This window comes from Sphingopyxis sp. (assembly GCF_016463645.1).
Lineage (GTDB): Bacteria > Pseudomonadota > Alphaproteobacteria > Sphingomonadales > Sphingomonadaceae > Sphingopyxis.
Genome location: NZ_JAEMQX010000026.1, coordinates 1 through 26,349, shown reverse-complemented (window position 1 = coordinate 26,349; position 26,349 = coordinate 1). Strand labels below are relative to the sequence as shown.

The window sequence follows — 26,349 nt, the reverse complement described above, 5'->3', positions numbered from 1 at the left end:
CCCGCGCGGTGAAGGAGATGAAAATGGGATGGGATTTTGAGCGCTCGGGCAGCTTCGCCAATGAACGTGATGCGCGCGATTTTGCGGAACGTAACGGCATTGCACCGTCGGACATTCGTACCCGAAACGACGGCGGGCGGATCGAACTCGAGATCCGGCGATCGGCCATCGACGGCCGCAGGATCTACGACCGGGGGGAGGGACGAAAGGACGGCTGGACCTGAGTGGAAGAGGGTAGGAAAGATCGCCAGTGACACTTTACCTGCGGAACAGGTCAGGCGTCTGAGCTACTTGATAGCGAGCTTCAGTGTCCGTCGGCTTCGCTTAGCCGGGGATGCTGGAGCGGCCTCGGACGGAGGCACGGCGGCCACCGCTCGCTTGCGGCCCAACCCTATGCTCTTCGCAAGTGCCCGGCGCTGTTCGGAATAGGCCGCGGCAACCATGGGATAGTCGGCCGGCAGCCCAAATGCCTCACGATAGCGCTCCGGCGTATATCCGTTCGTCGTCAAATGGCGCCGGAGCGACTTGTATGGTTTGCCGTCGAGCATGCTCAACAGATGATCGTGCTTGATTGACGCCCTGATCGACATCGGGCGTTTGGGTTGCGGTACTTCGGCGGGTTCGGCTTCGTGACGCGGGGCGTCGAGTGCGGCGTAAACGTTCCGAATGAGCGCGGGGATATCGTCGGCGCCAACACGGTTGCCGGCAAGATATGCCACAACGATATCACCGGTCAGCTCGATCAGTCTTGGCGAACCCGACACGTAACACTCCTCTGGGAACCATTCCCACCACGCCTGGCGGAATGATGGGCGAAATTGCGGCATCGACGAGAGAGTCGACAGTGACACTTTTGCTCGACTGGGGTAAAGTGTCACTACCGACAAAGTGCGGGAATGGAAGGCGAAAAGTACGGTTTGGGATTCACATTGCATCCCGGTTGTGCTTGATTCGTTCCGTTATGGCCGCTGTCAGAAACTTTGCCGACGCTCAATCGCACAGCCTGGACATGCCGGCGCTGCTGGCGCTGATCGCGCGGGCGTCGAAGCGGCCACGCTATACCTTCATGCTGCTCAATCTGATTGCCCAGGCAGCGCGACCGGATGGGAGCGCCGGGCCGCTTGTCGGACAGGGCGGGGGGCTCGTTCCGCTGCGGGACTGGTTGTGCGATGCGCTGTCCCCAATGGGCGACCGTGATCCGCGCCGAGTGAAGCTTGCGGCAAAGGTCAGACGCGACATTGAACGGGCGGGGTTGCTGCCAACAGACCCGGTGGCGGCCGACCGTGCCGTCGAGGACGAGGTTCGCTCGCGCGTCCGTGCGGCAGGGAAGACAAACCTCAGCCGGGCCGTGTCGGAGCTGGTGGCCGCCGGTCTGGTCCGCCGACACTATCAGGGCGTTTGGGTCGACCATCATAATCGCGGGGCAGGGCGTCAGGCGGTCTATACGCTTGCACCGCCCGTACGGCGATTGCTGGTGCAGCCCGTCGTCGTTCCAGCGCGCCGCGCAGGGCAGGGGCGGCAGGGCGAGCTTTTCGCCTATGCGCCGCAACCGGCTCTGCGCTTGGGCGATGCTCGCTCAGCCTAGACGAGGTCCATGCAGCAGACTCACGTATCGGGAATAGTCGATATTTCTTGACTGCTTAAATACATCGGATATTCCCGATGCATGACCACCGACACTGCCCTCGCGGCTTTCGCCGCGCTGTCGCACCCTACGCGGTTACGCGCGTTCCGCTTGCTTATCGAGCATGAGCCCGCCGGACTGACCACGGGGCAGCTCGTCGAGGCTAGCGGCCTGTCCCAGAGCACCTTTTCAACTCACCTTGCCGTGCTGGCGAAGGCGGGCCTTGTGAGGGCCGAGAAGCAGGGACGGCAGCAGATCCAGCGCGCCAGTATAGCGGCTCTCCGCGACCTGATGCTCTTTCTGGCGAAGGACTGTTGCAAGAGACGGCCTGATCTTTGCGAGCCGTTGATCGCCGAACTCGCCTGCTGCTGAAAGGAGCCTGCATTGGCCCACGACATCGTCATCTACCATAACCCCGCGTGCGGCACGTCGCGCAATACGCTGGCGCTTATCCGCAACGCGGGGATCGAGCCGCACGTCATCGAGTATCTGAAATCCCCACCGAGCCGGGCCATGCTGGAGGGCCTGTTGGAGCGCAGCGGCCTGACGCCTCGCGAATTGGCGCGCGAGAAGGGAACTCCCTTCCATGACCTGGGGCTCGGCGAGCCGGACGTGAGCGATGCGCGGATCGTCGATGCGATGATGGAGCATCCAATCCTGATCAATCGCCCCATTGTGGTCTCACCCCTGGGCGTGCGGCTCTGCCGGCCTTCGGAAGCCGTTCTCGATCTTCTGCCGGAGCCGCAGCATGGCGCGTTCGCGAAGGAGGATGGCGAGCAGGTGATCGATGCAGCGGGCAACCGCATTACCCCGGCGTGAGTCGTCAGGCGTTCGCCTCCGAGGCGCTGGGCAGCTTGCTGCTGTTCGCGACCGTGATCGGCTCCGGCATCATGGCCGAGAGGCTGTCTGGCGGCAACGTCGCCGTGGCTCTACTCGGCAACACGCTGGCGACCGGAGCGATGCTGTTCGTGCTGATCACCATATTGGGGCCGGTTTCGGGTGCTCATCTCAACCCGGCCGTCACGCTGGTCATGCGCCTGCGCAGACATATCTCATCCCGCATGGCTGCCACCTATGTCGTTGCGCAACTCGTGGGCGGCATCGCGGGGGTATGGGTGGCGCACCTGATGTTCTCCGTCCCGGTGCTGCAACTTTCCTATAAGGCCCGTAGCGGTCCCGGTCAGTGGCTGGGCGAAGGCATCGCGACCTTCGGCCTGCTGTTGACTATCGTGGGAACCGCCAAGGCCCGACCGCAGTGGATGCCCGCCAGTGTCGCGTCGTACATCGCCGCCGCCTATTGGTTCACCTCATCGACCAGCTTCGCCAATCCCGCGATCACCATCGCCCGGTCGCTGAGCGACAGTTTTGCCGGCATCGCTCCCGCCTCCGTGCCCGCATTCATCGTCGCCCAGTTCGCCGGAGCGCTTGCCGCCCATTTCGTCGGCACTGCAATCTTCACGGACAGATCCAGGGAATTCGCATGAGCCGACTACGGACATTGGCCGATCCCGACCACCTGCCCGCGCTGGATCGCCGCTATGTCATCGACCGGCCAGCGATCGGTATCGGGGTGGACGAGCCGCCGCCGCGCATCCTGCTACTCTATGGCTCGCTGCGCGAGCGGTCGTTCTCGCGCTTTGCGGTCGAGGAGGCCGCGCGCTTGCTGCGATTGTTCGGAGCCGAGACGCGGATATTCGATCCTTCGGACCTGCCGCTTCCCGATCAGTTCGCCGGCGACGATCACCCCGCCGTCCATGAACTGCGCGAGCTGTCGCTATGGTCGGAGGGGCAGGTCTGGTGCAGCCCCGAACGCCACGGCGCGATCACCGGCATCATGAAAGCCCAGATCGATCACCTGCCGTTGGAAATGAAGGGCATGCGGCCGACACAGGGGCGAACCCTTGCGGTCATGCAGGTATCGGGCGGATCGCAGTCATTCAATGCGGTGAACACGCTGCGCCTGCTCGGCCGCTGGATGCGGATGTTCACGATTCCGAACCAGTCTTCGGTCGCCATGGCCTACAAGGAGTTCGACGAAGCTGGCCGCATGCTGCCATCGAGCTATTACGACCGGATCGTCGACGTCATGGAAGAGCTGGTGCGGTTCACGGTGTTGACGCGGCCGCACGCTGCCCAGCTTGTCGATCGGTATTCCGAGCGCAAGGATTCGGGAACGACAATGGACACGTCAGTTGCTCGGACTGGTGCTACGCTTAACGGCGGCGGTTGAGACCGAGTAGCCATGCTGCCCACTCTGATCGCTGGCTCGCTCAATGAATTATGCTTCCGACCTGATTCGAGGCTCGGTGCGAAGTGTCCACATCAGGAGGTGTCATTTCTATCTGGAGCTTACAACGAATAAGACCGATAATAATAGTTATGTTAAATTATGATCCGATTATGTCTATTTGATGGTTATGATCCAGGGATCAGAACCTTGACGTCGAGAGCTGCGGCTGCACCAGCCAACCGGACATCGAGCGTCGCCAGTGTCGCTCCGAGACGCTGACTAACCGCGACGTGAATTGCGTCCGGCATTCGCAGCCCAAGCTCGACCTTCCGCACGAACAGGCCGGCTAACCGAACGTCGGATGCCTCTAGTTCCACGAGATCAGCATCAAGTGTGAGCCAGCGATCAAGACTGGCGAGGCGTTCTCGGACATCTGGTGCAGTGAGCATGTCCATCCGATAAAGACGCGCGAGCGCCGAGCCGGCTTCACCCACCGCAAATGTGCTGACAACCGGCGGTGACTCCAGCCGCTCAATCAGTTGATCTACGGCGTCACTGGAGCCTTCCCGCACCAGCATCGGCACAATCGTACTCGCGTCCAGACAGACCTGTGTCATTCGTCCTCGTACATCTGGCGCAGCAGTTCCACCGATGACACATCCACCGCTTTTCGGGCATCACGATCGCGCTTCAGCAAAGAGTAGTGCGACGGCTTTCCAGAAGTCCTACCGCCAATGGCTCGCAGCTCGGCAACTGGACGACCATGGCGCGTAATAATCACCTGTTCACCGGCGCGGGCTTTATCGATAAGGCCCGGAAGACCGTTTTTAGCCTCGGCAACGCTATGTTCAGGCATTGGACGCTCCTTGGAATATGGACATCATATAGTCATTTATTGCGGGTTGCACAATATAATCCGCCTAGGCCATCGCGGGTATCGCTGCGCCTCGTCACCTCAGCATTCGGCGCTGCGAGCAAGTGTCGTCCGCTCCTGCATACCGATTCAGTGCGCGACCTCCCATGTGACGAATCTCGGCATCTGCTTTCAGTTACGTGGACGATAGATCGTCCGAGCTGCCATATTTTGCCGCAAGGCGATCGAATACGTCTTCCGCCGGTGCCGTACGGCCGTTGTCGGTATCTGCCAGACCGCGGGCAATCGCCGCATCTAGCGCCCCATCTCCTCCACGGTCCAGAACGACCCGTTCGATCCATCTAACGAACGATCCATCCAAGAAACTGCTTGTGGTGACGACATAAACGTCATGCTCATCGGGCGTGTTGGAGAGACTCTCCGGCTGGCCAACGCGGAGTCGCAGGACCTGAATTGTGCCATCCTGTCGTCGGATCGTGAGTTCGATCTCATTGGCCGTACCCGGTTCCGTCTCCGCGACCTTTCGTTCGATCTCCACCTCGATACCAAAGACGTCGAGCTTCTCCTGGAGCTCTATGAGAACAGTCAGAACGTCACGCTGAAGAAGAGAATTCAGGGGAACGAGCCGGCGCACGCTCAGGACTGGCAGGGCCGCTCCGCGCACCGCCTCGGCGTTTCCTTGCCCGTCGAGGCGACAAACCACGAGTGCGATGAACGGGCCAACAGCAAGACCCCGCTGATACAGACGATCCGTCAGTACAAGCGGATTCGCGTGACGGAAGTAGACGGTTCGATCGTCCACGTCTTTCGCATGGAGCAACAGGAAGCCCTGCGCGACCGGACCACCGAGACGACGGTCAATCTCGTGAAGCGTCTGCGCTACCGTCCCATCCCAATATGCGCCGGGCCGCGTCCAGAGTACCTCCGATAGCTCGACACCTGGGACAACATCGAACGCTCCTGCTGCATCGACAATTGCCTGAAACGCGTCGGTGAGTGATGGGTCCGGCACCTGTGACGGCGGAGGGATGATATGGCAGCCGGCCGCCAGGAGAAGCGACCACAGTCGCGACTCGAGCTGATCGGGTCCCGGCTGAGCCGCCCCCACGCCAGGGATGGGAGGCGGCGGCGCAGCGAGAGAAACAGCGAATCCACGCTCGGCTGTCGCAGCACTGCCCTTTGGCAGCGGATCGAATGGCCCAATATCCATGGCGCCTGTTATAACTGCCCGGCGCGCTATCGCACTGCTTCATCGAACCATCATCATCGTCCGCCCGTGCTCGCGGTGACTGGATGCAATGCGGATGAATCCTCGTTGCGAACAACTCGGGAACATAGTAACTTCGTACCCGAGAAGCGCTATGCAGAAGTTCGACTGGAATACATTCAACGCGACACACGACCACGCGGATGGGCCGGTGTCCCGTTACGTCCATGACGCCGACGATTTTGCAGAGACTGCCTCTGAATTTTCGGGCAATGCGTCGGCAACGGAGACAATTGCGAATTTGTTCTGTGGCGTAGTGGTATTGCTCGGCCTGGCAGCGCTGAAGTTGGCTGTTTTCTAAGATTTAGTCGCGAAGTTTGGGATCGTTGAAGAACCCGATATTCTGGCTCTGGTCGACCTCCTGCCGCACCTGCGATCCCGCCTCCACATGAAGGGCGCGGCCTGCGCGCGCCGCGGCGCGGTGTTGCTCCAGCTCCGCTTGCCCTGCCTCGATGATTGCATTTGCATCTGCCACGCCAGAACCAGTTCCCGTCCCTTGATCCCCGCCGACGGAACTCGGCGTATAACGCCTGCGAACATCGCCCGCTGTCGAGACGTCCGGACGCTCCACATTCACCAGATCCGGCCGGCGCAGATCATCCGCGATCTCGGCCCGGATCGCATCGCTGCGCTCGTCCATCCAGCGGGCAATCATCTCCTTCCTGACCGATTGCTGGTGCGGAGACAGGTCCGTTGCCCACAGATCGGGAACATCCATACTCGGATTGCGTGCCTGTTCCCGCCGATACCATTGCGCGAGATCCTGGCTCAGATTCTCCGACAGTTGCATCCCATGGTTCTCGGCGTAGCTCGCATCGCGATTGAGCGTGCGCGCGATCTCCTCGAGCCGCTCGGCCGAACGCGTATAGGAATGCGCGGTCGCGAGGGAATCCTCCCGCACGGTCGCGTCGGAACTGGTGGTCGATGACCGGCTGAACGAGCCGGCACGCGCATAAGTGCCTTCCGACGATGAGGCTCCCGTCCCGCTCGCATGATCGTCGCGCACCGAACTAGACGAACTGCTTTGGCTCTCCGCATTTCGCGCCCGCTGCGTTTGATGACCCAGCGCCGATTGCTGGTCGGAATTGATCCCGACCGAGCCGGAGATTCCGCCGCCTGAGCTCCCGCCCCTGCCCTGACCTCGGCCGCCCCGGGTGCCGGCGCTCACACCGCCGCCGACCGATTCAGAATAGATTGACCGGCGATCGCGACTGTCGGTAATCCCGGTGCGTTCGCTTTCGCTCGACCGCTGCTCGATGCTCTCGCCGCTGGTGCCAGTACGCCGGTCGAACTGTTCAACCGACGTTCCGGACTGGATGCCGCTGCTGGCCTCGCTGCCGGATGTCCGTTCATGCGAGAGCGTGGTCGACACAGCGTCGCGATGCTGCGCAGTCAACACCGACGCGGCCGCATTGCGGAAGCTCTGGGCCTGGCGCTCCGCTTCGCTCGCCAGTTCGCGCCACTCCGCGATCGTGCCCGTCGTCGCGGTCGGCGTGAATTGCAGCCGGGAGATGGCACCGGATGTGTCGATCACGTCATTGCCGTTACCGAAGCCGCCTACGGTTGCACCATTGTCCTGGCGAACGCTTACGCCCGTCGCACCCGACATATAGCTTGCTGCGGTCAGCCACTGGCTGCTCTGGCGCATATTGGACGTCCAGTTGCCAGTGCTAACATTGCCGTAGCTGTAATTGCCGGTGGTCTGTTCAGCCGCGGCCTGCTCGGCAGCGTTCTGCGCCGGCGCGAGCATCGACATGCTATGGCTCGCAATCCCCATCGCACCGCGCGCAAGGCCCGCCGCGAGGAAGGGCACCGACATCAGCATGAAGCCGGCGATCGTTGCAGTCTCCGCGTTGACCGCTCCGATGCCTGCATAAGTGCCGAGCGCGACCCCGCCCCCGGCGACGCCCGCAGCCGCGGTTTCCGCACGCGTCATGCAGATCATATGCAGTATGACGTAAAGCGGACCCCAGGCAGCGAGGTAGAAGAAGCCGGTCGCATAGCCCTTGAGCGCGGGAACCCCTGTCTGAGGCAAGAGAAACAAGGGGAAGATCACCGGGAACATGGCGAAGAACACGACCGTCAGCACGATGTGGAGCACCGGCACCCACGCCATCGCCTGCTGTGCGATCGAGTTGTACGTGTTGCGCGCCTGAATATCTGCCCGCGTCGTCGCGAACGTGTCGATCGCCGCCGCCCCGGCACCACCCGCCATGCTGTTGCGCGCCTGGGCAAAGGCGTTGATCGCGCTGTTCTGACGCAGCACGCTGCCATAGGTCGGCGATCCGCCGGTGAACGCCTGCGCGACGACAGGCACGTCGTTGCGCAGCTTGTCCGCCGCAAGCGTCGTGCTCAGGCGCGGATAGGCCTCCTTGCCCCACACAGGCAGATGGGCCTCGATCATCGGCGCCCATTGCGCGTCGAGCGCCTGGTACGCCGTCCGGCATGTCAGGATCGACGTCGCAACCGACCCGTCGGATTGCCGCTCCAGCCACTTCTGTGATCGCGCTTCCGACCCTGGTCCCACCGCTGCCCACAAATCCGCTGCCTTCGCCAGGTCGGTCAGAGATTTGAAACCGAGCATCAGATCATAGAATGCGCACGACTTGAAATGCTCCTCGAGATTGGTCGCGAACTCGGCATCCCGGATCTCGAAATTACGGGTCGCGTCAAGAAGACGCGATCCATAGATCATCCCGTTCGTACTGTAGTTGAGCTCGCTCGGCATGGCGAACACCGTCTCTGCGGTGCGGGTGAGATAGTCGCCGACCTGGCTGGTGAAGCTTGCCAGCACGCCGAGCCCTAACGGTACATTGGCGACGGTCGCCGGCGCGAGATCGGGGTTCAACCGATCCGTCACCTTGATGTCTACCGTCGGGACCATCAGGCACAGATAGATGACGTTGGCCTGAAGGAACCAGTTGAACCAGCTTCGATAGTTCAGCGTGAAGGCGACGACGAGCAGCGCATAGATCAGCCCGAGTACCATTGCCACGCGGATCAGCGAGCGATAGCCCCCGCCCCCTGACCAAGCCGCCACGGCGTTGAAGACATTGACGAGATACTCGCCGCCGCCAATGGTGAAGACCTCGAGCATCGCCGGGCGCGGCCGTTCAGTTCAGGCCCTGGGCGCTCAGCCCGCGGGAGAAACTGAGCGCCGCCGCCATTGCCGGCGTCATGCTGTTCTGAAGCGTCGATTCCAGCATGATCGACCGGTCGATGATCTGCATGGTGACCGCGAGCTTCTGATCGAGCTTGACGCCGCGCTGCGCGAACTTTGCGCGTGTCGCGGCGATCTGCCGCTGCCATTGCTCGGCGGTCGCCTGATCGAATGTCTGGTAATGGATTTTCGATTGTTCGACCCGGTCGAGCACATTGTCGAGCATGGCGTTCAGAATGTCGACCGCGACGATCTCGGCGAGCGTCTCGATCTCGCCATCAGTCAGCGCATATTTTGCCGCGGCCTGGACCGCGAGAATCTTGAACAAGGGTATCGTCGCCAGGTTGAGCAACTGCTTCTCGGCTGCATCGATCGCGGTATCCGCCCTGATCTTCACGCTGATGCTACGGATCATCGATGCGACACGCGGGCGAAGCGCCGCCGAGGCCGGCACGCTCAAAGTCTGCTCTCCAATATCGAGGCACGCATCGTCGCTGCAACGCAGGATCTTCACCTCAGGCGCGTCGGCGGTGCCATCGAGCAACGCAGTCACTACCGCATCTTCCGCCGGGCCATGGATGACGACAGTGCCGCCGACCGAGGGATCATCCGATGGGCGCGTCACAATCGTCCCGACCAGCGTCATGATATACTCGCTGAAATTCTGGTCGAACGCGCCGAACTTCGCGGACTTGCGCAATGCCTCCCATGTGTAGTTGTGCGGTTCGCCGACCAGTTGGGCCGTCATCGCCGCATCGCTGTTGCCCGAGATGGTGCTATCCCGCTGGTTGCCGTTGTTGCAGCCCTGCCGCGCCGCGGCCCAATCGCTGAACAGGCCTTGGCTGTTGCCGATCGCTTCGCAGATCGTCGCGCGCGTGGTGTCCATCTGCGGCCAGATGCCTCCAACCAATGCCTGAGCGGTCTCGCAGGAATTGATATTCATCTGATTGAGCAGCTGCGCCTTTTGCGAGAACTCGTCCATTACCTTTCCGATTTCGGGGCTCACGCTGTCGATCGCGAGCTTGAAGGCGAAGCCGAGCGCGTTGTTGGCCGTCGCCTTGAGCATAGCCACGATCTCGCTCGCGTTGATGAACGAAAACGAGCCGCTGAACAGGTCGATGCCACCGCAGCCGGCGCGCGCCGACGGGAGCTGGAGATTGAACGGCGACACGCTTTTCTGCGGAAAGCGCGTCCATAGGTTGCCGAGCGAGTAATAGCCCGCTGATTGCCCCTGGAACGCGGTCGGGCCAGTCACATTGGCGGCGCCGCCAGCGTCGTTGAAGAAGCTGTTCATCTGGCTCGCGACGTCGGCATGCGCCGGCGCAGCGGCCAGCGCGAGGTGAAGCGCCGCGCACTGGCCGGCGATCGCAGCCGATCGTGCAAGCCGAGTACGCCAGCGCGGCGAAACGGATCGTGGCATCAATAGTCGCTCCCCACACTGGTGTTGGTCAGGGTGAAAATCCGGTCCATCAGCTCATCGGCGCTCATGATCCCGAAGCCGATCGGGATGGTGCGCCGCGTCGCCGTATCGAACAGCACGAGCGCCGGTGTCTCATTGCCTGGAACGCCCATTCGCGCGCGCTGGCCGCTGTCGACCACGTAATTGGGGAAATGCCGCGATGGGCCGCCGTCCATCGACACCGCCATGATAGCGAGATGATGGCTATCGGCGACTGAGCGCAGGACAGGCGCGAAAATCTCGCACGCCCCGCAGGATTGCGCGAAGAAGTAGAAGATGCCGTAGCGCTCGCCGAGACGGGTCAGGACCGCCGAGCGATCCGCGCTGCGATTGTCGAGCCAGGCCCGCTTGCCAAGCGTCGAGACTGGGCGTTGCAGCGTATAGTCGAGATCGGGGTTCTGCCATAGGGCCCGCTGCCAGACATCGGAAAACGTCGAGGCACGGTCGAGCTGCTCGCGCTGGAAGCGGACATAGGCAATCACATTCGCTTCGCTCGGCTCCAGGATCGCCCGCGCCTTCAGTTCGTCGAGCGTGCGGGTGATCGCCGCGAGCTGTTCGGCTGCCGGCGGTTCCGGGGAAGGGCGCTGCTCGTCGCTCGGCTTCTCCTCTGGCGGGTCGCAATAGAACCAGATGCCGAGCCGGCGCTCCGCGCAGTAAAAGGCGTCGCCCGTGCGTGCCGTTTGCACGCCGGCGTCCGGCACTCTCGCATCCTGCCCGAAAGCGGGCACAAATGACCAGATGGCAAAGCACAGCGCGGCAAAGCTGCTCATGGCACGCAACGGCTTTTCTCCCCGTCCTGACAGGTATCGCGCAGCTTCATGGGCCACCGGGTGCTCCATGAAGTTCGTAGTAATTGGTGATCTTCGCCTGAATGTCGGCGATCGTCTCTACCTCATCAGGCAGCCGCGCCGCGTCGATGAACTCGGCGTACACCTCGGTGAAATCCATCTTCGACAGATCGAGCCGGGCGAACTCGTCGATCGAGAAACCCTGGCACTGTTCCCGTTTCGGCGCTCCCCAGGGCTTCCCGAGCTGTATGCGGCCTTGCTCCTGAAGGATGCGCGAGAGCTTGCTTTCAAAGCAGCAATAAGCGGTTCTGCGTGTCGAACAGATGCCGAGGAAGCTCGACGAACAATAGGTGCCCACCTTGTGGCAGAAGCCCATGCGATCCTTGATATCGAGCATCTTCTCTTCGGTGGAGCACGCGAATAGCGTCAGCAATGGCGTTGCCAGCGCAGCGATCGCAGCCGGTCCGCCGGCAAGCGCCGCGGCGCCGGCCCCGACGGTGAGCAAGCCGCTGACCTTGCCCGCGCAGCAATCGATCAGGCCGAACACGGGCTTGTGGCAGGTTTGCCGCTCGCCCGAGAATACCGTCAGGGTGTCAGGATCGAACTCCTCGCCTGCCTGATCGAGCGCGTGGAGCGCAACCAACGCGTCCTTGAATTCGGTCGAAGCCTCCCTGACGATCGGCTCGCAATCGCCATTGATGCAATAGACATCGTCGCCGCAGATATATTGCTGATCGCTGGATGGTGACGGACCCGGCACCGGACAGCGGTAGATCCTGTCCGTGACCTTGCATGGTCCGCCATCGGGCTCCTCGTCGAGGCATTCCTCGCGCAGATAGGTGCAGGACGCGTTGCTCTCGAGGTCCGCGCAATCATTGTCGTGGCCGATCCGGTTGCACTGGTAGCTGCGCGACCAGGCCCAGCAACCCTGTGTAACCGCAACCCCGTCGATGACCCGCGTAACCGGGTCGTTATCCACGCAGATCTCGCGCTCCACTGCGCACTGACCGTCGCTAGCAGGCACTGCGCAGGCGCTCTCATTGCGTGTGAACGCGGGCTCGCCGGCCTCCTCCTCGTAGGACAGCCAGTATTGGCCGGTCGCCAGTACGATGCCTGAATGATAAACGCCCGGACCGATGCCTTGTGCGGGCTCGGAACATTTTACTTCATAGGCGGTGTGTCCGAGGCTTCGACAGCTGGGAGCCGGCGTATAGCCGAACGGGCCGAAATTGCCGCAATAGTCGATCGCACGCGTTTCCCGGCAGACACCGGCGGCAATTTCGTCATCGAACGCGGCGCGCGCGGGATAAACCCCGCCATCGCTCGGCAACGTGCTCATTCTCCCGGTATAGTATGTATAGACCCTGTCGCGGGGCACAGTGACGTCAAGGGTGACGGTACAGCTGGCCGACTCCTGCGATACCTTGCTGCCGCTGTTGCAACTCGCTTCATAATAGCCTGCGGTAGATGAACCAGGCGGAAGCGGCGTGCAGTTGCCGGCGGCCGACTGGTAATCCTCTCCTTCCAGATAGGTTGATGGATCGCTCTCGATCGCGGTGGCGCGCGCCGTCGTTGCGAGGATCTCGGCGTTGCTGAAGGTCGGCCTCAGCTTGTCGGGATCCGTGACCACGCGATAGCTTTCGTTCGATCCGGCGGCAGCGCCCGCATCGGAAACGAGCCTGTCGGGATCGTCGAAATAGGACGACTGCGGCAGTGTCGTTCCCGCGTAACCCGGCACCGCCTCGGCCTGGCTTTCCTCACTCGGCACGAGCGCTGAGTCGTTGCGCGCATCCTCGGCGAGCTTGCGACCTTCTTCGCGCGCCTGGTCGAGCGTCGTCTGTCCCGCCGCCGGCGATACGGCCAGCATGGTGAGCAGCACGCTCAGGAGTGCTCCGCGCCTCATTCGCTTTTGCCCCGAAGATTGGAGAGAGCGACGGAAGCGACCGCGGCGCCCGGCCCTTGCCCTTGCGCGAAGGACGACAGGGCATAATCGAGGGTCACATTGCCGACGAGCCGATCGAAAGGCGGCACCTGCGTCTTGCAGGCAAAGCCTTCGCAAAGATCGAAATCGCTGGAGACCGCCACATAGGTCGGAACTGCGCGCACATCGAAAGCCCTGAACAGGCGCGGATCGATCCCGACTGATGCCGAATCCGCTTCGTTCTCGACCAGCTTGACGATTGCGCTCGTGAACCGCTTGGCCGAATTGTCGGGAAAACCGCGGAAGACCACGACGCCTCGTGCGCGGGCCGTGTCGGCGATAAGCCGCTTCAGCGATTCCTCCGGCATCGAGAGCGACGCGAAAACGATGAGCTGTGGCGCGGACCCGCGCGGAGCCGCTGCGTTCGCGCCCGCCCCGGCAACGATCTCGTCGAAATCGACAGAGCCCGTGGGCCCTGCAGGCAAGTCGATGCTCGCGATATCCCGCAAGGTCTCGACGCCCTCCCTCCGCACTTGTTCGGCTTCGGCGCGGTGCGCGTCGCCCCGGTCGCGGATATGTTCAGCGAAACGCTCGGCATCGGCCCGCAACTCGGCCGCGCGCCGCTTCACCGCCTCGATGTCGAGACCGTCGACGCTCTGGGCGAACAGAGCGGACAAACCCCCGACTGCCGCGAGAGCGCCAATCGCCGCGAGAAGGATGCGTCTCCTTCGCATCACAGCACACAGCAATTGCGCTTGCGCCAGACGAGATAGCCCATGTCCTCGCCGCCAGCGGGATAGGCCCTGCCGGCGTCGGGCGGCATCGTCGAAGCGCCGATCGCGGAGCAGGCATAGCGCCCGCTAACGGTCGGGATCGGATTGACCATCTGGATGCGGTATTGCTGCTTGCGCATCACCGGCATCAAATACTTCTCGCACAAACCCTTGGAGCCCATGGTGCCCCAGGCGAGACCCTGACGATGCATCTTGTAGGCAAATCGCGACAGGGCGAGGCGCGAGGACTGGACGTGCCCGATGCTGGCAGGAATGTTGCCGTTCAGAGGATACATCGTGCCCTGGCAGCCCGCGCACCAGAATAGGCTATCAAGCGGCAAATGGGCGGTTGCGGCAACACAATCACCCGCACAGGCGGCGACCGCGAGCGGGTTAGCGAAGATGACCGCTTCGGGATTGATCAGCGCGGTGAGCGTGTCGTCCTGCCAGAGCGGGTCGACCTCGGTCATATAGGCGATGTCGAAACTCGCTTGCTCGAAGCACAGGAAGTCGGTGAGGATCTCCATCCAGTAAAGCAGCGGATAGACATACCAGTGGACGTGCCACTTGGCGGTCGACTGGGCCCGGCCGCCGACCATCGACGGGCCGGCGAGATAGCCCTGGCCGATATCGAAGCCCGGGGCGATCCTCATGCCGCCCAGGTTGACGAAGCACCAGGGCTTCATCGTGACATCGGCGAGCCTCGCCGGTTCCCAGAACCCGGCGGCAATGCCGATGCGAGGCAACGGATCCGCGCAAGCGCAGATCGGCGAAGTTGGATTGTTCGTATCGGGCCGCCCGCTGGGCCAGATCTTCAGCCCACCGATCGACAGCGGAAAAAGACAGGACCAGCACACGTCTGTGATAGGATTCACGAACTTGCCGTTGCAGGTCGGTCCCGCCGCCTCGGCGCGCGCCGGCATCAGCGTGAGTCCCGCCAGCACAAACGCCAGCACCATGACAGTAACCCGGGCGCCGCTCACGGTTCGTCTCCGTCGACGAACCGGGCAAGCCAGTCCTGGTCGGCGATGCCTTTGCGGCGGAAATAGATCAGTCCCACCAATATGGTCGCCAGCAGGAGGACTGCGGCCATTGCCGGCGCCCATCGCCCGGCGACCTCGCGCAAGGGACGCTGCGCCGCGATAGTGGCGGCAAGCGAAAGGCAAAGCACGAGCCAGCAAAAGCGCCAGCGCCGCAAAGTCCCCGTTTCCGGTGCGGCCATCGGGGTGCGGAGCATGTCGAGCCAGAGCGGCATCAGCTTGCCCCTTTGCGAGCAAGCGGGACTTCGCTCACACGCATTGCCTTGCCGTCCTGCGTGACGATCGCAGGAACGTGACGGATGCCGAACCGGCCCGTCAATCGTCCTTCCTGATCGAAATAGTAACGGCGCTTGCGCGCGCTCATCGCATCGATCGGAGACCCGGAAACCAGAATGATCTTCGCGGCGGCATCGTCATAGCGCCGCGCCGCCCAATCCATCTGGTCGACATCGTCGCCGTCGACGAAGACGAGATCCTGCCGGACGGTCACGAAATCGAGCGGATTCACACGCGCGCCACGGGCCGCGATGAGGTTACCCTTATGATCGCGGACATCGCGCTCGACCGTGATTGCGGGATCGAATGTCCAGCTTCGTGCTTCGGTGGCCAGTCCGATGCCTGCCACAGCTTTGGGCCGACGAATGCTCTTCTCAGCACGGCGGGCGAACTCGGCATTCGCCTTCGCGATCCCGCCCGTCCGTTCGAGATGGCGCAGTCTCGCCTCGATCGTGGCCAGGAAATCGGGCTCGATGATCGGGAAGCTCTGGCCGAGCACGCCGAAATCCCTGGCCTGGCTCGACGAAAGGCCCGACAGCGCGATCACGGTGCTGGCCGCAAGGAACAACGCGCGCGCGTTCACAAGATCGCCCTCCCGGTTCCGATTATCCGGTCGCGGCACACAAAACCGATTTCGCGATATCGGGAGTCGAAGCCGTCGGGGTGCGGCGTGCCAAGATAATAGCAACCTGGCGGTATGCGTCCGGTGACGCCCGGCGTGAGCGGTTCGCCCAGCTTCGTACGCGATTTCATACGCGCAACCGCCTTGCCCTGGACCAGCACGACGTCGCCGCGATGCTCGACAAGGTCGCCGGGCAACCCGATCGCCTGCTTGCCGAACGGCCCGGCACGATCGCCGAAATGCCGTGCGAGCAACGTCGAGGCGGGCGGATCAAAGAATACGTTGTCCCCGCGGGCGGGCGCCTTGTTGCGGTGGATGAAGAAGGCCCAGTTCGGCAGCGAGTCGCTTGCGTTGACTAGCAGGGCGTGATCCTCGCGCCAGTCCGCAAGCGATCCCAGCACCAGCATCGCGGCGCACAGCGTGCCTCCCGTCGCCCAAAGGCGCCAGCGGATTCCTAGCGGCTCAGTTCGCAGTGCTGGCATCTGCTGGCCTTCCCGCCTCCGGTGGCAGCGAACCGTCAAAGGACGACGCCGAACCCGGCGACGGCGCAAGTGGCGCTGCTTCGGGCTCTGCGCCGCGCTCTGGCAAGCGTATCCCCGTTGCATAAACCGCGCGGCGAATGTCATCGGTCACATCGGGCACGTTGCGGGTGAGGACAGCTTCGCCGACCAGGACGATCTGCCCTTTCGCCCCGCGTTCCTGCACCCGCTCCTCGAGCGTCGCCATGAAACGCTGCATCTCGGCCTCGACCCGTGCGGGTGGCGAGGCGCTGCGCGCCTGGGCCTGCACATACTCCCCGACAATCGCGGAAAGCCGGACGGCTACGATATCTTGTCGCTTCGCGGGCTCGACGATCGCATGGGTCACCCAGATCGCCCAGACCAGAGCCGCAATGGCCAGAACCGCAGCGGCGATCTGGCCCAGGCTCAATCCCGCGACCCGGAGCGGCGGTGGAGGCGGCGTCGGGGTGCGTGGCAATGCGAATTCCAGCTCGGGTTCGCGATCACTCATTGCCCTGCGCTCGTCACGCGAGGGGCCGGCAGCAGCGAGCGATGCCGTAGCAGGATCACGAAGACGCACATCATGATGTCTGCGCCGGCGAACAGCCATTTGAACTGCATCTGACGCTCGAGACCGGCCGCGACATAACGTGTCGAAAGATTGGCGAGCTGGCGCATCATGCCGTCGATCGACGCATCCCCGAGCAGCAGGAACATAAGGAAGAAAACACCCCAGACGATCAGCTGCGTCGAGACCACAACGCCCATGAGATTCAGGGCGAAGTGAACCGCGTCGCCAAGGCCGGGCTTCCCCCCCGGCTCGTTGCCCTTCGGGTCTGACGTCGAGGTCTCGACGGGCGCCCTCGCCTCCTGCGCGTCCGGGAGTTGCGAGAATAGCGCGGCGATACCGCGCGGTCCGTCGAAGCGCGCCGGACGGCGCGAGTTTCGTTCGATCATTCCATGGTGCCGCGTTGCCATGCGCTACTCCGCTGCCTCGCGCGCGGCGTCGTAACCGCGCGTCTCTTTTCCGGGATAAGCGATCCGTTCGATCGCTTCGTCGATGGGGAGGCCCTGCGCGATCAGCGCGTCGATGCCGGCAAATACCTTTGGACTCGACGAGTATAGAGTCGCAGAAAAAGGATCGAGCACCAGTCGGCCGACCGCCAACGTATCCGGACCTTTGACCATGATATCGGAATATTCGGTGCCATGGCGTTTCAGCGACCGCAGTAACGCATCGGCATAGTCGTCGAGCGCGAGGCGATCATGCTTACGCAGATCCGCGATCGTTTCCTCCTTCTGTTCGAGGATGACAAACCAGTCGCTGTTTTCGAGCGCGGCGATCGAGCCGGCTGATTTATAATAATCATTGAGCGACTGCGCGGCTGTCACCAGACTTGCGCCATATTTGCGGCAGGTGCGCGCATAGACCTCCACGAAGTCCGCCATCGCCCCGCCCCGCAGCAACTGCCAAGCTTCATCGATCAGCAGCATCTTGGGAATTGAGCGATCGAGCCGTCGCATCATCTGGCTGGACAGGAACATGATCGCTGTCAGCACGACGCTGCGCAGCTCTTCGCGCGACGACAGGTCCGAAAGCTCGAACACGGTAAGCGCCGAAGAAAGCTCGAACGAGACATCGCCGATAAAGAAGGCGCCATAGGTCCCACCGCTGCCGAACGGACGCATCGCGATCGCCAGGTCCGCACCCAGCATGTTGCCGCTTGCCTCGAGCGCGGCGATCACGTCGTCGATAAGCCCCGCTCTCCCCTTTTCCTGCCACACGCTGTTGACCGCGCCGTCGATCAGCCCGCGCTCGGTGTCATTGAGTCGGTCGATATGGCGCGCCATCTGGCTCACGATCGCCTTAAGCATCGCCATGCAATCGAGCAGATAGTCAGGATCGTCAGCGGCGCGCGCCGGATCGATCATCCCGAAGGGATTGAGGCAAAAGCCCGAGCTCATCGTGAACTCGACAAAGGAGCCGCCCTGGAGCTTGGCGGAGTGTTCGAACGAACGCCCGTCATCGATCACCACCACGCGCGCACCCGCGCCGCACAACGCAGCGCACAGCTCTTGCAGCGACACCGACTTGCCCGAACCTGATTTGCCGAAGACGGCGACATTATGGTTGCCAGCCGCATTCTGGAATGGGGACCAGAAGAAGGGCTGTCCTCGCCGGCCGACCAGCAGCAGGTGCGGCACGGCTCCGCCCAGATACTCGCCTTGCAAGGGCGCCAGATGCGCCGCTGTCGTGGTCAGCATGGTGCGCATCCGCTTCATTCGCTCGAGGTCGCGCGCGAGGCCATTGCCGAGCGTCATCGGCATCGCGCACAACAGGCCCATCATCTGCAGATAGCGGTCGTCGTGCAGATCCCACCCGGCCGCGCGATAGACGGATTTCAGAACCCGTTCATCCGCATCGCCCCGTCCTTTCGGAGAAACCGAGGTGACACCATAGAACACCCGCACCAGCTTGCGACCCTGCCGCAGCTCGTCCTGAACATATTGCCACTCGCGCGACTGCTCGCGCAGCTGCGGGAGAAAGCGCGCCGACGGGGAATCGGAAAGGCTGGTGGTCCGCATGAACTTGTAGCTCGCCCGGCTCGACAGCGCTTCAGGATCAGGAAACTCGAGACACAGGCTGGTCGCGACCGGACAAGGCATCCGCAGCTTGTCGGTGAACATATCACCGATCAGCCGCGCCACATCCCAAGGTGTCCAGCGCGTCGGCAGGTTGCGGACCGAGAAAGAGCGGACGTCGAAGGTATCGGGATAGATCTCGCCTATCTCCGGCGCTCCGTCGATATCTGCCCCGGTCGGCCTGAACCGTTCGGTCCGCAGCAGCAGCCGATCGGGCTCGACCCGCAGCTCGATGTCGCGCCGCACCGCCTGATCCGCGATCGGATCGAGCGCATTGTAGCTCACGGGATCATCGCCCGCGGCCGTCGTAGGCGAGGTCATGTCGTCGACCCAGGCAATGAGCGCGACTGGATCGAGCTCGCGCGCGCCGACATTGACCGACTGCAGCGTCGACATCAGGCTCTCGCGCACCGCGACGATCCCGTCGGTATCGATCGATGCGTTCTCCGGGAAAGACACCGAGATCAGGACGCGATGATTGCGAAGCGAGAAAGGGGCATCGGCGGAGAGCGAGGCCCAAACGCCGTCCGACAGAAACTCCGTTCGATGCCGAGCCATGCGCTCATAGACGCCCCGCGCAGCATATCGCGGGAGATACCATTGCGACAGCCGCTCGCCGATCCTTGGACTCATCCACTGGCAGAACTGGATGCAGCCCTGGGCGGGGACGCCCTCGGAAAGGAACTGCGTCAGGATTTCACCGGTCCGCTCTGTCGATCCGACCATGGGCGCCGCCTCGATCACGAAGCCGCGGGACGCCGAATTGTAGAACAAGGCGTTCTTCTGGTCATAGCTCCGATACGGCAACCAATGCGCAAGCATCGGCACAGCGATCTGCGGACGACTGCGGTCCGGCGGCCGCACCTCGCCGAACAGCCTTGCGAGCCACCCGTCGAGAAATCCTGCTTCGCCACTCATTGTTCGTCCACCGGCGGGGCGAAGGGTTCAGCGCGCTGAACAGGCTGTGCGCCCGCTCCACTTGCCGGAACGGCAGTCGGCACTGACGGAGCCTCAGGTGCCGCCTTGTGCGCGGCAATCCGCGCCTCGACTTCGGTCCTGATCGCTTCGACACTCGCGGGTGCGCGCGCCCGAGCAGCGGCGACGGCCGCCTCCGAGGGGGGATCGGAGACGGCCGCCACCGGCGCTTCGGCGTCCGCTCGCTGGCCGTCCGCCTCCGCGAAACTTGGCCCGTCATGCGCTGCGACCGCCGGAAGCTGCCAGTCGCCATGTTCGACGACCGCATGGATCGCGCTTGCTTCGTGCAATCGGCCCTGCTCATCGATGAACGACGGAAAGACGATCCGCAGAACCTTCTCGCGCGAGCGAGCTGCCAGCGCGATGCCGTGCGTGACGCGCGCCGGACGCCGCTCTGCTGTCGCTGCCGCCGATGCCACCTCGTCCGTAGGAGTCAGAATAGCGCCGATGGCCTGATCGTCGATTTTTGCGCTCGGGGCGCATGTTCCGCCTGGAGCCCGGCATTGGAAATCGCCGCGGACATTGCCTCCCAGCAGTGATGCGCAGCCCGAAAGCGAGGCCAGGGCCAGAAGCGCGATCGGCGCCCGCGCGGGATCGAAGACGCTCATGAGCGACCCTCCGCGAGCCAGCGCAGGAGAAACTCCTTCGGACGGAAGCCTTCAAGAATGGCGCCGTCGGAACGAACGATGACCGGGGTTCCGCCAAGGCCGTTCTGTGTCGCGAAGCGTTCATTGGCGTCTAGCCCTGACGTGTCGCACTTGCCCGCAGCCGGAAGATCGCGCCCACCATAGACCGCGTGCAGCGCCGTCTTCGCATCGCGCGCGCAATATACACGTTCCGACAGGTCGCGGCTGCCGAGGATCGAAATCGGTCGTTCGACGACACGCACGTCCATCGTCGACAGCGCGGCATGGAGCGCCCGGCAATAGCTACAGCGAAAATCCGTGAATATGGTCACAGTATCGCGCGCGGTCGGATTGCCCCAGATGATCGCACCCTTCTCGCCAAGGTCAGCGAGTGACAGGAGTCGCGGCCTGGAAGGTGCCGCCGACGGCGCTGGGGGACCGCCCTCCGCCGTGTTGGCGAAACCCGCCGACGCGGAACCGCCGAGCAGCATGTCGGGATTGATCTCGAGCAGACGCGCGGCAGTGAGGTCCTGGCGCGTCTCCATGTCGTAAACGCGGCCGATCACCAGGTAGCGGCCACCGCGATCGACGTAGAACAAGTTGCTGCCGGCCGTGACTTCACACAGTCCCGCCAGCTTGGCGCAGTCGATTTTGCCGATCTCCGTCTTGGGCAAGCGGATTTTCAAGCGCGCCATCAGCTCCGCATCTGCGCCGGACAATCCACTCGCCAGCGCGATACCCGCCGCGCTGAGCGTTGCGAGTCCCCCGCCGAGCGTCAGCAGGCGCGGCGGCGTCAGGCGAAATGGGGGCACGAGGCGGCGCAGCGCTGCCCATCGGCTAGTTGCGGACATAGACACCCTCCAGGAAGACGATTTCGACGTCGATGCCGGTCGGCATCTCGATCACCGGCTGATATTGTTCGGCGCGCTCGATCAGATATTTCGAGACCATGTCGCCGGTCTGCGAGACACCCTCGCCGAGCCCGCCTTGCAGAATGTCGGCGGTCGACAGCTGCTCGCGGCGGCCATCGGTGGAAATATTGGTGCCAGAGAAGAAGCTGTTCGCATTGGCCGAGAAGCCCCGACCGAATCCGCCCACAAGCCCGGCAAGGAACGCCTGGGTGACGAGCGAGCCCTCGCGGCTCACCACACGCCCGCGCACGCCGGTCTTGCCGGCGAAGGCGATGAACCCCTTCACCTCGCTCACCGCAAAGCGACCGCCCGGCTGCGGGCAGGTCATGCGCTGAAGCTTCACGTAGACCTTCTCGCTCGAAAGATCCCCGTGAGCCGCGCCATTGATCAGGCAGCCCTCGATGCTGGTTGTCAGCAGCCGGCCCCGATCAACGACCGACCGGGCAGGGCCGGTGACGCGCAGTACGACCGGCAGCGGATCGGTCTGGCCGCGTACGCCCGCACTGGCGTCGACACCGACGATCACGCGCGCGGTCGCGAAACTGTTGGGCGGCAGATAGTTGGGGCTATCCGAATAGACCGTGTTGCCGACCGGTGCGCGCGTCGCCTGACCGCCCGCGCTGGGAGTGAATGACACCAACTTGACCTCGCTCGCACGCGTCGCGGCCGGCGCCTGCCCGCCCGCGCCCGGGGCTCCATCGGCGGGACGCTGGTAGGTCGGCGGCGAGCCGGGCCCATAAAGGGCGGTGGGACCTGGCGAGGGCGCCGAGCGCGCCTGCGCCACCTCGCGCCGCAGCTGCTCGTTTTCGGCCTCATAGGCGGCCAGCACCCGCTGGCCATCGGCCGCCATCGACTGATTAGCGCCGCGCAGCTGCTCGACCTGCTGGGCAAGCTGATCGACGCGCTGTTGCTGCGCGTTCACCGCGCGCAGCTGATTCTCGGTCGACTGGAAGCGGTTTTCTGAGAGTGCCATCCATTCCCGATCGGAAAGATTGCGGTTGACCATGTCCGAGGTCGAGACCTTGATCTCGGCGCTCTGCTCTTTCCCTCCGGTCTCGGCCTCCTCGCCGTCGCTAAAAATCCAGAAACTCGACAGCGCGATCCCGACCACGCCCGCTCCGGCGAGAAGCAGGCGCTGGCGGCGCTGAACCGCATCGTTCGATCCAAGCTCGGCCGCGACCGGGCTCACCTCGTCGGTTGCCGTCGGTGCACGGCGCCGGCCCAGAAAGTCTTTCCAGCTCATTGGCCGCTCCCATTCTGCCACACGAGGTAGGCGGTGGTGACGCTGCCGGGCGCGAGTTGCGGCTCCGCGATCGCGACCGCGAGCGCGCTCGCCGGTGCGATCGTCCCCTGGTCGAGCGCGATCGTCTCCCGGCCCTTGTTCTCGATCCTCAAAACCCGGCCACTCAGCGTGTCGCCGCGATATTCGGCGACGAGCTGGACCTTGAGGGCACCCACCATGGCTGGGGTCAGCGCACGTTGGCGCATCTCATAGCCGTCGAGGATACGGCCGCCATACATCGCCTGAACGAGATCAACGGCAGCCTCCTGAGCCGTGGTGCGGCCGCGCGGGGCGCTCTCGCCGCCTTGGCGCGCAATCGCCGGATTACTGACGAAAAGCTGGCGTGCCTCGTCTCCCGAGACGCGGCAAACGAACTTGTAGACATAGCCGCGCCGCGTGGTGCCGAAGAAGGAGAGTGCGGGCCGACCATATCCCTCGGGCACGCTGATATAGATGTCACCACGCACCGGTTCGTTTACGACCGTGAAATCGTCATACGCCGATCCGGTCGACACCTTCGAGACCGAGGCGAACTGGTCCTCGACAAGGCTGATGCGGGTGAGATCACGTGCGGATGCGGTGCAATCGACCTGCGCGCTGTCCGCGGCCATCACTGTCTGGTCCGCCCAGGCTGGCGAGGCGAACAGAAGCACACCGCCCGCGATCAAACTCACGCCGCCCGCGCGGCTCACGTGACATTGCTGGCGCGAGGCAAGCACACAGCCCACGGCGAGACCCGCGGCGAGACAAGCCGTAATCATGATTTCTTGTCCTGCTTGTCGCCGGCAACCATGCCGAAGCCGATCAGCTTCAGGCTCAGCCCGGTATATTCCCAGGTGTAGCGAAAGGTTCGCGCTTCCCTTGAGACGAGCTTGTTGCCGACGATGGTGATGAGTTCGCCCGTGACCTCGGAAACGAGGGCTTCAGTGTCGATGCGCATAGAGCGAATGCTGAAGACCTGGACGATGCTCGAGCCACGCTGCTCATCGACGATCTTGAGCAGATCGGCCTTGAGCGCGCCGTGAACCCTCGGGTGTGCGATCGCGAGTACCGATTCCAGCCAATATTCGAGATTTTGCGGCGTACGGTTGAGCGTCAGCACCGCCGCATCGCGTGTGATCATCTCGAGATAATCCTTGGAGACCCCGGAACTCGAGATCGTCAGCGGCGAAGTCAGCAGCGGTTGCAATACAACCTCGCGGTCCCGCGTTCCGGCGACCAGGAGCAGCACGAGGCTGAGCGCGCCGAGCATCGCGGCCAGAAGGGCAAGCAGATTGCGCTGGCGCAGGACGCGCTGGCCAATGGCATGGCTATGAGCAAGATCCATCGCTCAGCCCGCCATCAGCCGTAGATGGGACGGCGGCGTGGCCCGAAGGCCCGTGAAACCGGCCGGCAGATGCCAGTAGGCCAGATGGTGCAGCCAGGATACCGTCCGCCCCGACTTCGCTTTCTTGAGACCCCACCAGCCGGCAAACGAGAAAATGATGCCAATGAGGATATGCTGGGTCAGGATACCCCAGACGAATGGTATGATCATCGCCAGGGCTTCATCGAGCGTCCAGAGCCCGATCAGCTCGGGATCGTCCAGATGCTGCGGAACGACATAACGGTCGCTTGCCATACGCCACCCCCTTCTCCGGCCCCGCCGCAAGACGGTGCCGGAAAGCTTCCGGTTCAGATGGTTGCCGTCACCGTCGAGGTGACGATCGGAATGCCGGTGCCCGCGCCGACGCCGACGCCAACCGGTATGGCGACCTGGCTCAGCGAGAAGCGGCCCGACGCCAGCGCGACAATTCCGCCGGCAAGGCTCAGCACGGTGATGATTTTGCCGCCCGAACCCTGAAGAAAATCGGTGAACTTGGTGAGCGCGGTGTCGAACGTCGTGTCGGCGCCAGCGTGCGCCACACCAGTAAACACCACTAGCATGAAGGCGATCATGAGACAGGCGAACAGAGCGAGTTCGAGCCGCTGGCGCCTTTCCTGGACGAGTTGCATGAAATTCCCTTTCACATCTTCCAAAAAGGGTCCGCGTGGCGGCACCCATCAGAACGGTGCGAAACTGAACTGGCGTCAGCAACGGCTGGAGCGGCGTGAAGCGCGCGGTGGCGCCGAAATTCAAAATAATTGTGGCGAATTCACGCCGCCGCCCCTAGTGCGCGGACCGCACGTCCCGGTTCCGGGCCAGCGTGTCCCGGATTTCCGGACAGGATGGTTGCGTTCCAAGGACGCAATGTCCCCATACTGGGACGCCGCGAATCAGTATTTTGCGTCTGTTAACCCGATTCGGCATAATAGAGTGGAGTCGTGACTGGCGGAGCGCCCCAAGCTTGGGGATTATTTGCGGACGGGAAGGATTCGATGACCGGACCATCGCGCGGCTATGCGCTCATGATATCGGCGCCGCTGTTCCAGCTCGCCACTGAGGCTCTGCGGGTCCACTCCAACGCGACCGGTCGCTTTCAGTCGCTGGCGCAACTTGTCATTGAGCGCGCCGGCTCGGCTCCAATTCTCGAAGATCATGATCCTGCGATACTACTTGATCACCTGCGCTTGATTCCGACCAAGGGAGACAGGCGAATCTATCTCAGTATCCCCCGGGCTGCGGCTGACCAGCTGATAGATATAAAGAAGCAACTGTCCCGCAAAACCGGACGAACGCTTACAGTGGGTGACGCGCTTTCGCTCTTGCTGTTCGATACGCTTGCCGAGGATCGCGCTTCGGAAATCTTAAAAAAGATCACGATTACCGGTGCTTGATCGATAAAATCGCCTGTCGCGGTACTCCATATACATGTCTTGGTCCATATCGGTGTGAAATCTTTGAATCTGTAATTGCAGAATCCGATAGCTTGCGTCTCTGGTCGGCTTGTGATTGATTGTTAAGTCCCGAGTTTGCCTTGGGGGCGATAATATGGCTTGGCACGAAGAAGACGCCGAAACGGCGGAGCCGCCATCGATTGAGAGCGGGTCTTCGCCTGAAGATGACCGGGATTACATCCCTCTGATCCAGCGCGTTATGGGCGTCACCTCAAGGTTTGTGCGCCAGACAACGATTTGGCGGACATAGTGAGAACATCCGCTATGCCACGAGTTTGAGGCGGGCCATAGGATCGTTGAGGGTGCGGAACTCGCCAGGGGAAAGCTGGTTTGCCCTTTGCCAGAGATAGTCGCCGGTCAAGCTGATATGCGCCCAGCCCATCGGCGAGAGATGGGCAAGCAGCGTATCATCGAAGGTGCCGCCGGATGATTGGAGATGCTGGGCCGCCCTGTCCATATAGACGGTGTTCCAGTAAGAAATCGCCGCGATCAACAGATTGAGGCCTGATGCCCGATATTCCTGATTCTCGATCGAGCGATCGGTGAACCGCCCCTGTCGGT

32 protein-coding genes are annotated in these 26,349 nt (G+C 63.0%); 8 read left to right on the top strand and 24 right to left on the bottom strand.

The features are described 5' to 3' along the window. The first annotated feature begins 23 nt into the window (after nt 1–23). Nucleotides 24–224 carry a hypothetical protein gene (locus JHC57_RS08005; protein ID WP_294029484.1) on the top strand — a complete coding sequence of 67 codons (201 nt, stop codon included), beginning with the start codon at nt 24–26 and terminating at the stop codon, nt 222–224. A gap of 63 nt (nt 225–287) precedes the next feature. On the opposite strand, the gene JHC57_RS08000 is transcribed toward JHC57_RS08005, so the two are convergent. Beyond that, complete coding sequence (locus JHC57_RS08000) at nt 288–851, bottom strand: MucR family transcriptional regulator (RefSeq protein WP_294029483.1); 564 nt, start codon at nt 849–851, stop codon at nt 288–290. Between the two features lie 158 nt (nt 852–1,009). On the opposite strand from JHC57_RS08000, the gene JHC57_RS07995 reads away from it, so the two are divergent. The 5 genes from JHC57_RS07995 to arsH all read left to right on the top strand — a co-directional run bounded on the left by JHC57_RS07995 (nt 1,010) and on the right by arsH (nt 3,854). Beyond that, on the top strand, nt 1,010–1,585 hold the full coding sequence (locus tag JHC57_RS07995) for a hypothetical protein (RefSeq protein WP_294029482.1): 576 nt from the start codon (nt 1,010–1,012) through the stop codon (nt 1,583–1,585). 81 nt (nt 1,586–1,666) lie between these two features. Continuing rightward, a complete protein-coding gene (locus JHC57_RS07990) occupies nt 1,667–1,996 on the top strand; it encodes a metalloregulator ArsR/SmtB family transcription factor (protein WP_294029481.1) in 330 nt (109 codons plus the stop codon). A gap of 12 nt (nt 1,997–2,008) precedes the next feature. Then, nucleotides 2,009–2,443 carry an arsenate reductase (glutaredoxin) gene (gene arsC, locus JHC57_RS07985; protein ID WP_294029480.1) on the top strand — a complete coding sequence of 145 codons (435 nt, stop codon included), beginning with the start codon at nt 2,009–2,011 and terminating at the stop codon, nt 2,441–2,443. Further along, nucleotides 2,440–3,108: an MIP/aquaporin family protein gene (locus JHC57_RS07980; protein ID WP_294029479.1), complete on the top strand. Its 669-nt coding sequence runs from the start codon at nt 2,440–2,442 to the stop codon at nt 3,106–3,108. The genes arsC and JHC57_RS07980 overlap by 4 nt, the downstream gene beginning before the upstream one ends. Beyond that, nucleotides 3,105–3,854 (top strand): arsenical resistance protein ArsH, encoded by a 750-nt coding sequence (gene arsH / locus JHC57_RS07975; RefSeq protein WP_294029478.1) that lies wholly within the window; start codon nt 3,105–3,107, stop codon nt 3,852–3,854. Before JHC57_RS07980 ends, arsH begins: the two co-directional genes overlap by 4 nt. A gap of 185 nt (nt 3,855–4,039) precedes the next feature. Here the strand turns inward: arsH and JHC57_RS07970 are convergent, their stop codons facing one another. From JHC57_RS07970 to JHC57_RS07960, 3 genes are all read right to left on the bottom strand, one after another. Beyond that, a complete protein-coding gene (locus JHC57_RS07970) occupies nt 4,040–4,471 on the bottom strand; it encodes a type II toxin-antitoxin system VapC family toxin (RefSeq protein WP_294029477.1) in 432 nt (143 codons plus the stop codon). Beyond that, complete coding sequence (locus JHC57_RS07965; RefSeq protein ID WP_294029476.1) at nt 4,468–4,710, bottom strand: type II toxin-antitoxin system Phd/YefM family antitoxin; 243 nt, start codon at nt 4,708–4,710, stop codon at nt 4,468–4,470. The genes JHC57_RS07970 and JHC57_RS07965 overlap by 4 nt, the downstream gene beginning before the upstream one ends. Nucleotides 4,711–4,903: 193 nt before the next feature. After that, nucleotides 4,904–5,938, bottom strand: coding sequence for a hypothetical protein (locus JHC57_RS07960; RefSeq protein WP_294029475.1), 1,035 nt, complete (start codon nt 5,936–5,938; stop codon nt 4,904–4,906). 151 nt (nt 5,939–6,089) lie between these two features. On the opposite strand from JHC57_RS07960, the gene JHC57_RS07955 reads away from it, so the two are divergent. Next, nucleotides 6,090–6,296, top strand: coding sequence for a hypothetical protein (locus tag JHC57_RS07955; protein ID WP_294029474.1), 207 nt, complete (start codon nt 6,090–6,092; stop codon nt 6,294–6,296). A 3-nt stretch (nt 6,297–6,299) separates the two neighbouring features. On the opposite strand, the gene JHC57_RS07950 is transcribed toward JHC57_RS07955, so the two are convergent. The 19 genes from JHC57_RS07950 to JHC57_RS07860 form a co-directional block, all read right to left on the bottom strand. After that, nucleotides 6,300–9,092, bottom strand: coding sequence for a conjugal transfer protein TraG N-terminal domain-containing protein (locus tag JHC57_RS07950; RefSeq protein WP_294029473.1), 2,793 nt, complete (start codon nt 9,090–9,092; stop codon nt 6,300–6,302). Between the two features lie 16 nt (nt 9,093–9,108). After that, a complete protein-coding gene (locus tag JHC57_RS07945; protein WP_294029499.1) occupies nt 9,109–10,449 on the bottom strand; it encodes a conjugal transfer protein TraH in 1,341 nt (446 codons plus the stop codon). A 125-nt stretch (nt 10,450–10,574) separates the two neighbouring features. Continuing rightward, on the bottom strand, nt 10,575–11,384 hold the full coding sequence (locus tag JHC57_RS07940) for a conjugal transfer protein TraF (protein ID WP_294029472.1): 810 nt from the start codon (nt 11,382–11,384) through the stop codon (nt 10,575–10,577). A 46-nt stretch (nt 11,385–11,430) separates the two neighbouring features. Further along, on the bottom strand, nt 11,431–13,305 hold the full coding sequence (locus tag JHC57_RS07935; protein WP_294029471.1) for a conjugal transfer protein TraN: 1,875 nt from the start codon (nt 13,303–13,305) through the stop codon (nt 11,431–11,433). Further along, a complete protein-coding gene (gene trbC / locus JHC57_RS07930; RefSeq protein WP_294029470.1) occupies nt 13,302–14,057 on the bottom strand; it encodes a type-F conjugative transfer system pilin assembly protein TrbC in 756 nt (251 codons plus the stop codon). The genes JHC57_RS07935 and trbC overlap by 4 nt, the downstream gene beginning before the upstream one ends. Next, complete coding sequence (gene traU / locus JHC57_RS07925) at nt 14,057–15,055, bottom strand: conjugal transfer pilus assembly protein TraU (RefSeq protein ID WP_294029498.1); 999 nt, start codon at nt 15,053–15,055, stop codon at nt 14,057–14,059. Before traU ends, trbC begins: the two co-directional genes overlap by 1 nt. A 20-nt stretch (nt 15,056–15,075) precedes the next feature. Further along, on the bottom strand, nt 15,076–15,351 hold the full coding sequence (locus tag JHC57_RS07920) for a hypothetical protein (RefSeq protein ID WP_294029469.1): 276 nt from the start codon (nt 15,349–15,351) through the stop codon (nt 15,076–15,078). Beyond that, nucleotides 15,351–15,995: a type-F conjugative transfer system protein TraW gene (traW, locus tag JHC57_RS07915; RefSeq protein ID WP_294029468.1), complete on the bottom strand. Its 645-nt coding sequence runs from the start codon at nt 15,993–15,995 to the stop codon at nt 15,351–15,353. The genes JHC57_RS07920 and traW overlap by 1 nt, the downstream gene beginning before the upstream one ends. Next, nucleotides 15,992–16,516 carry a S26 family signal peptidase gene (locus tag JHC57_RS07910; RefSeq protein WP_294029467.1) on the bottom strand — a complete coding sequence of 175 codons (525 nt, stop codon included), beginning with the start codon at nt 16,514–16,516 and terminating at the stop codon, nt 15,992–15,994. The genes traW and JHC57_RS07910 overlap by 4 nt, the downstream gene beginning before the upstream one ends. Then, the gene (locus JHC57_RS07905) at nt 16,497–17,045 is read right to left on the bottom strand and encodes a TrbI F-type domain-containing protein (RefSeq protein WP_294029466.1); all 549 of its coding nucleotides are present in this window, start codon (nt 17,043–17,045) and stop codon (nt 16,497–16,499) included. The genes JHC57_RS07910 and JHC57_RS07905 overlap by 20 nt, the downstream gene beginning before the upstream one ends. Next, nucleotides 17,042–17,491, bottom strand: coding sequence for a hypothetical protein (locus JHC57_RS07900; protein ID WP_294029465.1), 450 nt, complete (start codon nt 17,489–17,491; stop codon nt 17,042–17,044). The genes JHC57_RS07905 and JHC57_RS07900 overlap by 4 nt, the downstream gene beginning before the upstream one ends. Nucleotides 17,492–17,515: 24 nt before the next feature. Then, complete coding sequence (gene traC, locus JHC57_RS07895; protein WP_294029464.1) at nt 17,516–20,095, bottom strand: type IV secretion system protein TraC; 2,580 nt, start codon at nt 20,093–20,095, stop codon at nt 17,516–17,518. Beyond that, nucleotides 20,092–20,760, bottom strand: coding sequence for a TraV family lipoprotein (locus JHC57_RS07890; protein ID WP_294029463.1), 669 nt, complete (start codon nt 20,758–20,760; stop codon nt 20,092–20,094). The genes traC and JHC57_RS07890 overlap by 4 nt, the downstream gene beginning before the upstream one ends. Next, on the bottom strand, nt 20,757–21,629 hold the full coding sequence (locus tag JHC57_RS07885; protein ID WP_294029462.1) for a DsbC family protein: 873 nt from the start codon (nt 21,627–21,629) through the stop codon (nt 20,757–20,759). The genes JHC57_RS07890 and JHC57_RS07885 overlap by 4 nt, the downstream gene beginning before the upstream one ends. Continuing rightward, nucleotides 21,616–22,932 (bottom strand): TrbI/VirB10 family protein, encoded by a 1,317-nt coding sequence (locus JHC57_RS07880; protein WP_294029461.1) that lies wholly within the window; start codon nt 22,930–22,932, stop codon nt 21,616–21,618. The genes JHC57_RS07885 and JHC57_RS07880 overlap by 14 nt, the downstream gene beginning before the upstream one ends. Next, nucleotides 22,929–23,732, bottom strand: coding sequence for a type-F conjugative transfer system secretin TraK (locus JHC57_RS07875; protein ID WP_294029460.1), 804 nt, complete (start codon nt 23,730–23,732; stop codon nt 22,929–22,931). Before JHC57_RS07875 ends, JHC57_RS07880 begins: the two co-directional genes overlap by 4 nt. Next, entirely contained in the window at nt 23,729–24,298 is a 570-nt protein-coding gene (locus tag JHC57_RS07870; RefSeq protein WP_294029459.1) for a type IV conjugative transfer system protein TraE, read from the bottom strand. Before JHC57_RS07870 ends, JHC57_RS07875 begins: the two co-directional genes overlap by 4 nt. A gap of 3 nt (nt 24,299–24,301) precedes the next feature. Beyond that, entirely contained in the window at nt 24,302–24,592 is a 291-nt protein-coding gene (gene traL / locus JHC57_RS07865; RefSeq protein WP_294029458.1) for a type IV conjugative transfer system protein TraL, read from the bottom strand. Between the two features lie 53 nt (nt 24,593–24,645). Next, entirely contained in the window at nt 24,646–24,966 is a 321-nt protein-coding gene (locus JHC57_RS07860) for a TrbC/VirB2 family protein (protein WP_294029457.1), read from the bottom strand. 363 nt (nt 24,967–25,329) lie between these two features. On the opposite strand from JHC57_RS07860, the gene JHC57_RS07855 reads away from it, so the two are divergent. After that, entirely contained in the window at nt 25,330–25,728 is a 399-nt protein-coding gene (locus JHC57_RS07855) for a hypothetical protein (protein ID WP_294029456.1), read from the top strand. A 322-nt stretch (nt 25,729–26,050) separates the two neighbouring features. On the opposite strand, the gene JHC57_RS07850 is transcribed toward JHC57_RS07855, so the two are convergent. Beyond that, nucleotides 26,051–26,349, bottom strand: a 299-nt coding sequence (locus tag JHC57_RS07850) for a Tn3 family transposase (RefSeq protein ID WP_294029455.1), incomplete at its 5' end; no start/stop codon positions are given.

Bases quoted from the DNA above. Each gene is read 5' to 3' on its own strand.
- JHC57_RS07995 (WP_294029482.1), top strand. From the start codon at position 1,010: ATGCCGGCGCTGCTGGCGCTGATCGCGCGGGCGTCGAAGCGGCCACGC.
- traC (WP_294029464.1), bottom strand. From the start codon at position 20,095: ATGAGTGGCGAAGCAGGATTTCTCGACGGGTGGCTCGCAAGGCTGTTC.
- JHC57_RS07970 (WP_294029477.1), bottom strand. From the start codon at position 4,471: ATGACACAGGTCTGTCTGGACGCGAGTACGATTGTGCCGATGCTGGTG.
- JHC57_RS07870 (WP_294029459.1), bottom strand. From the start codon at position 24,298: ATGGATCTTGCTCATAGCCATGCCATTGGCCAGCGCGTCCTGCGCCAG.
- JHC57_RS08005 (WP_294029484.1), top strand. From the start codon at position 24: ATGGGATGGGATTTTGAGCGCTCGGGCAGCTTCGCCAATGAACGTGAT.
- JHC57_RS07990 (WP_294029481.1), top strand. From the start codon at position 1,667: ATGACCACCGACACTGCCCTCGCGGCTTTCGCCGCGCTGTCGCACCCT.
- JHC57_RS07910 (WP_294029467.1), bottom strand. From the start codon at position 16,516: ATGCCAGCACTGCGAACTGAGCCGCTAGGAATCCGCTGGCGCCTTTGG.
- JHC57_RS07855 (WP_294029456.1), top strand. From the start codon at position 25,330: ATGACCGGACCATCGCGCGGCTATGCGCTCATGATATCGGCGCCGCTG.
- JHC57_RS07875 (WP_294029460.1), bottom strand. From the start codon at position 23,732: ATGATTACGGCTTGTCTCGCCGCGGGTCTCGCCGTGGGCTGTGTGCTT.
- JHC57_RS07940 (WP_294029472.1), bottom strand. From the start codon at position 11,384: ATGAGCAGCTTTGCCGCGCTGTGCTTTGCCATCTGGTCATTTGTGCCC.
- JHC57_RS07885 (WP_294029462.1), bottom strand. From the start codon at position 21,629: ATGTCCGCAACTAGCCGATGGGCAGCGCTGCGCCGCCTCGTGCCCCCA.
- JHC57_RS07905 (WP_294029466.1), bottom strand. From the start codon at position 17,045: ATGAGTGATCGCGAACCCGAGCTGGAATTCGCATTGCCACGCACCCCG.
- JHC57_RS07880 (WP_294029461.1), bottom strand. From the start codon at position 22,932: ATGAGCTGGAAAGACTTTCTGGGCCGGCGCCGTGCACCGACGGCAACC.
- JHC57_RS07890 (WP_294029463.1), bottom strand. From the start codon at position 20,760: ATGAGCGTCTTCGATCCCGCGCGGGCGCCGATCGCGCTTCTGGCCCTG.
- JHC57_RS07900 (WP_294029465.1), bottom strand. From the start codon at position 17,491: ATGATCGAACGAAACTCGCGCCGTCCGGCGCGCTTCGACGGACCGCGC.
- JHC57_RS07960 (WP_294029475.1), bottom strand. From the start codon at position 5,938: ATGGATATTGGGCCATTCGATCCGCTGCCAAAGGGCAGTGCTGCGACA.
- JHC57_RS07955 (WP_294029474.1), top strand. From the start codon at position 6,090: ATGCAGAAGTTCGACTGGAATACATTCAACGCGACACACGACCACGCG.
- JHC57_RS07945 (WP_294029499.1), bottom strand. From the start codon at position 10,449: ATGAACAGCTTCTTCAACGACGCTGGCGGCGCCGCCAATGTGACTGGC.
- arsH (WP_294029478.1), top strand. From the start codon at position 3,105: ATGAGCCGACTACGGACATTGGCCGATCCCGACCACCTGCCCGCGCTG.
- JHC57_RS07920 (WP_294029469.1), bottom strand. From the start codon at position 15,351: ATGCCGCTCTGGCTCGACATGCTCCGCACCCCGATGGCCGCACCGGAA.
- traU (WP_294029498.1), bottom strand. From the start codon at position 15,055: ATGGTGCTGGCGTTTGTGCTGGCGGGACTCACGCTGATGCCGGCGCGC.
- JHC57_RS07860 (WP_294029457.1), bottom strand. From the start codon at position 24,966: ATGCAACTCGTCCAGGAAAGGCGCCAGCGGCTCGAACTCGCTCTGTTC.
- JHC57_RS07965 (WP_294029476.1), bottom strand. From the start codon at position 4,710: ATGCCTGAACATAGCGTTGCCGAGGCTAAAAACGGTCTTCCGGGCCTT.
- traL (WP_294029458.1), bottom strand. From the start codon at position 24,592: ATGGCAAGCGACCGTTATGTCGTTCCGCAGCATCTGGACGATCCCGAG.
- JHC57_RS07935 (WP_294029471.1), bottom strand. From the start codon at position 13,305: ATGAGGCGCGGAGCACTCCTGAGCGTGCTGCTCACCATGCTGGCCGTA.
- trbC (WP_294029470.1), bottom strand. From the start codon at position 14,057: ATGCGAAGGAGACGCATCCTTCTCGCGGCGATTGGCGCTCTCGCGGCA.
- JHC57_RS07950 (WP_294029473.1), bottom strand. From the start codon at position 9,092: ATGCTCGAGGTCTTCACCATTGGCGGCGGCGAGTATCTCGTCAATGTC.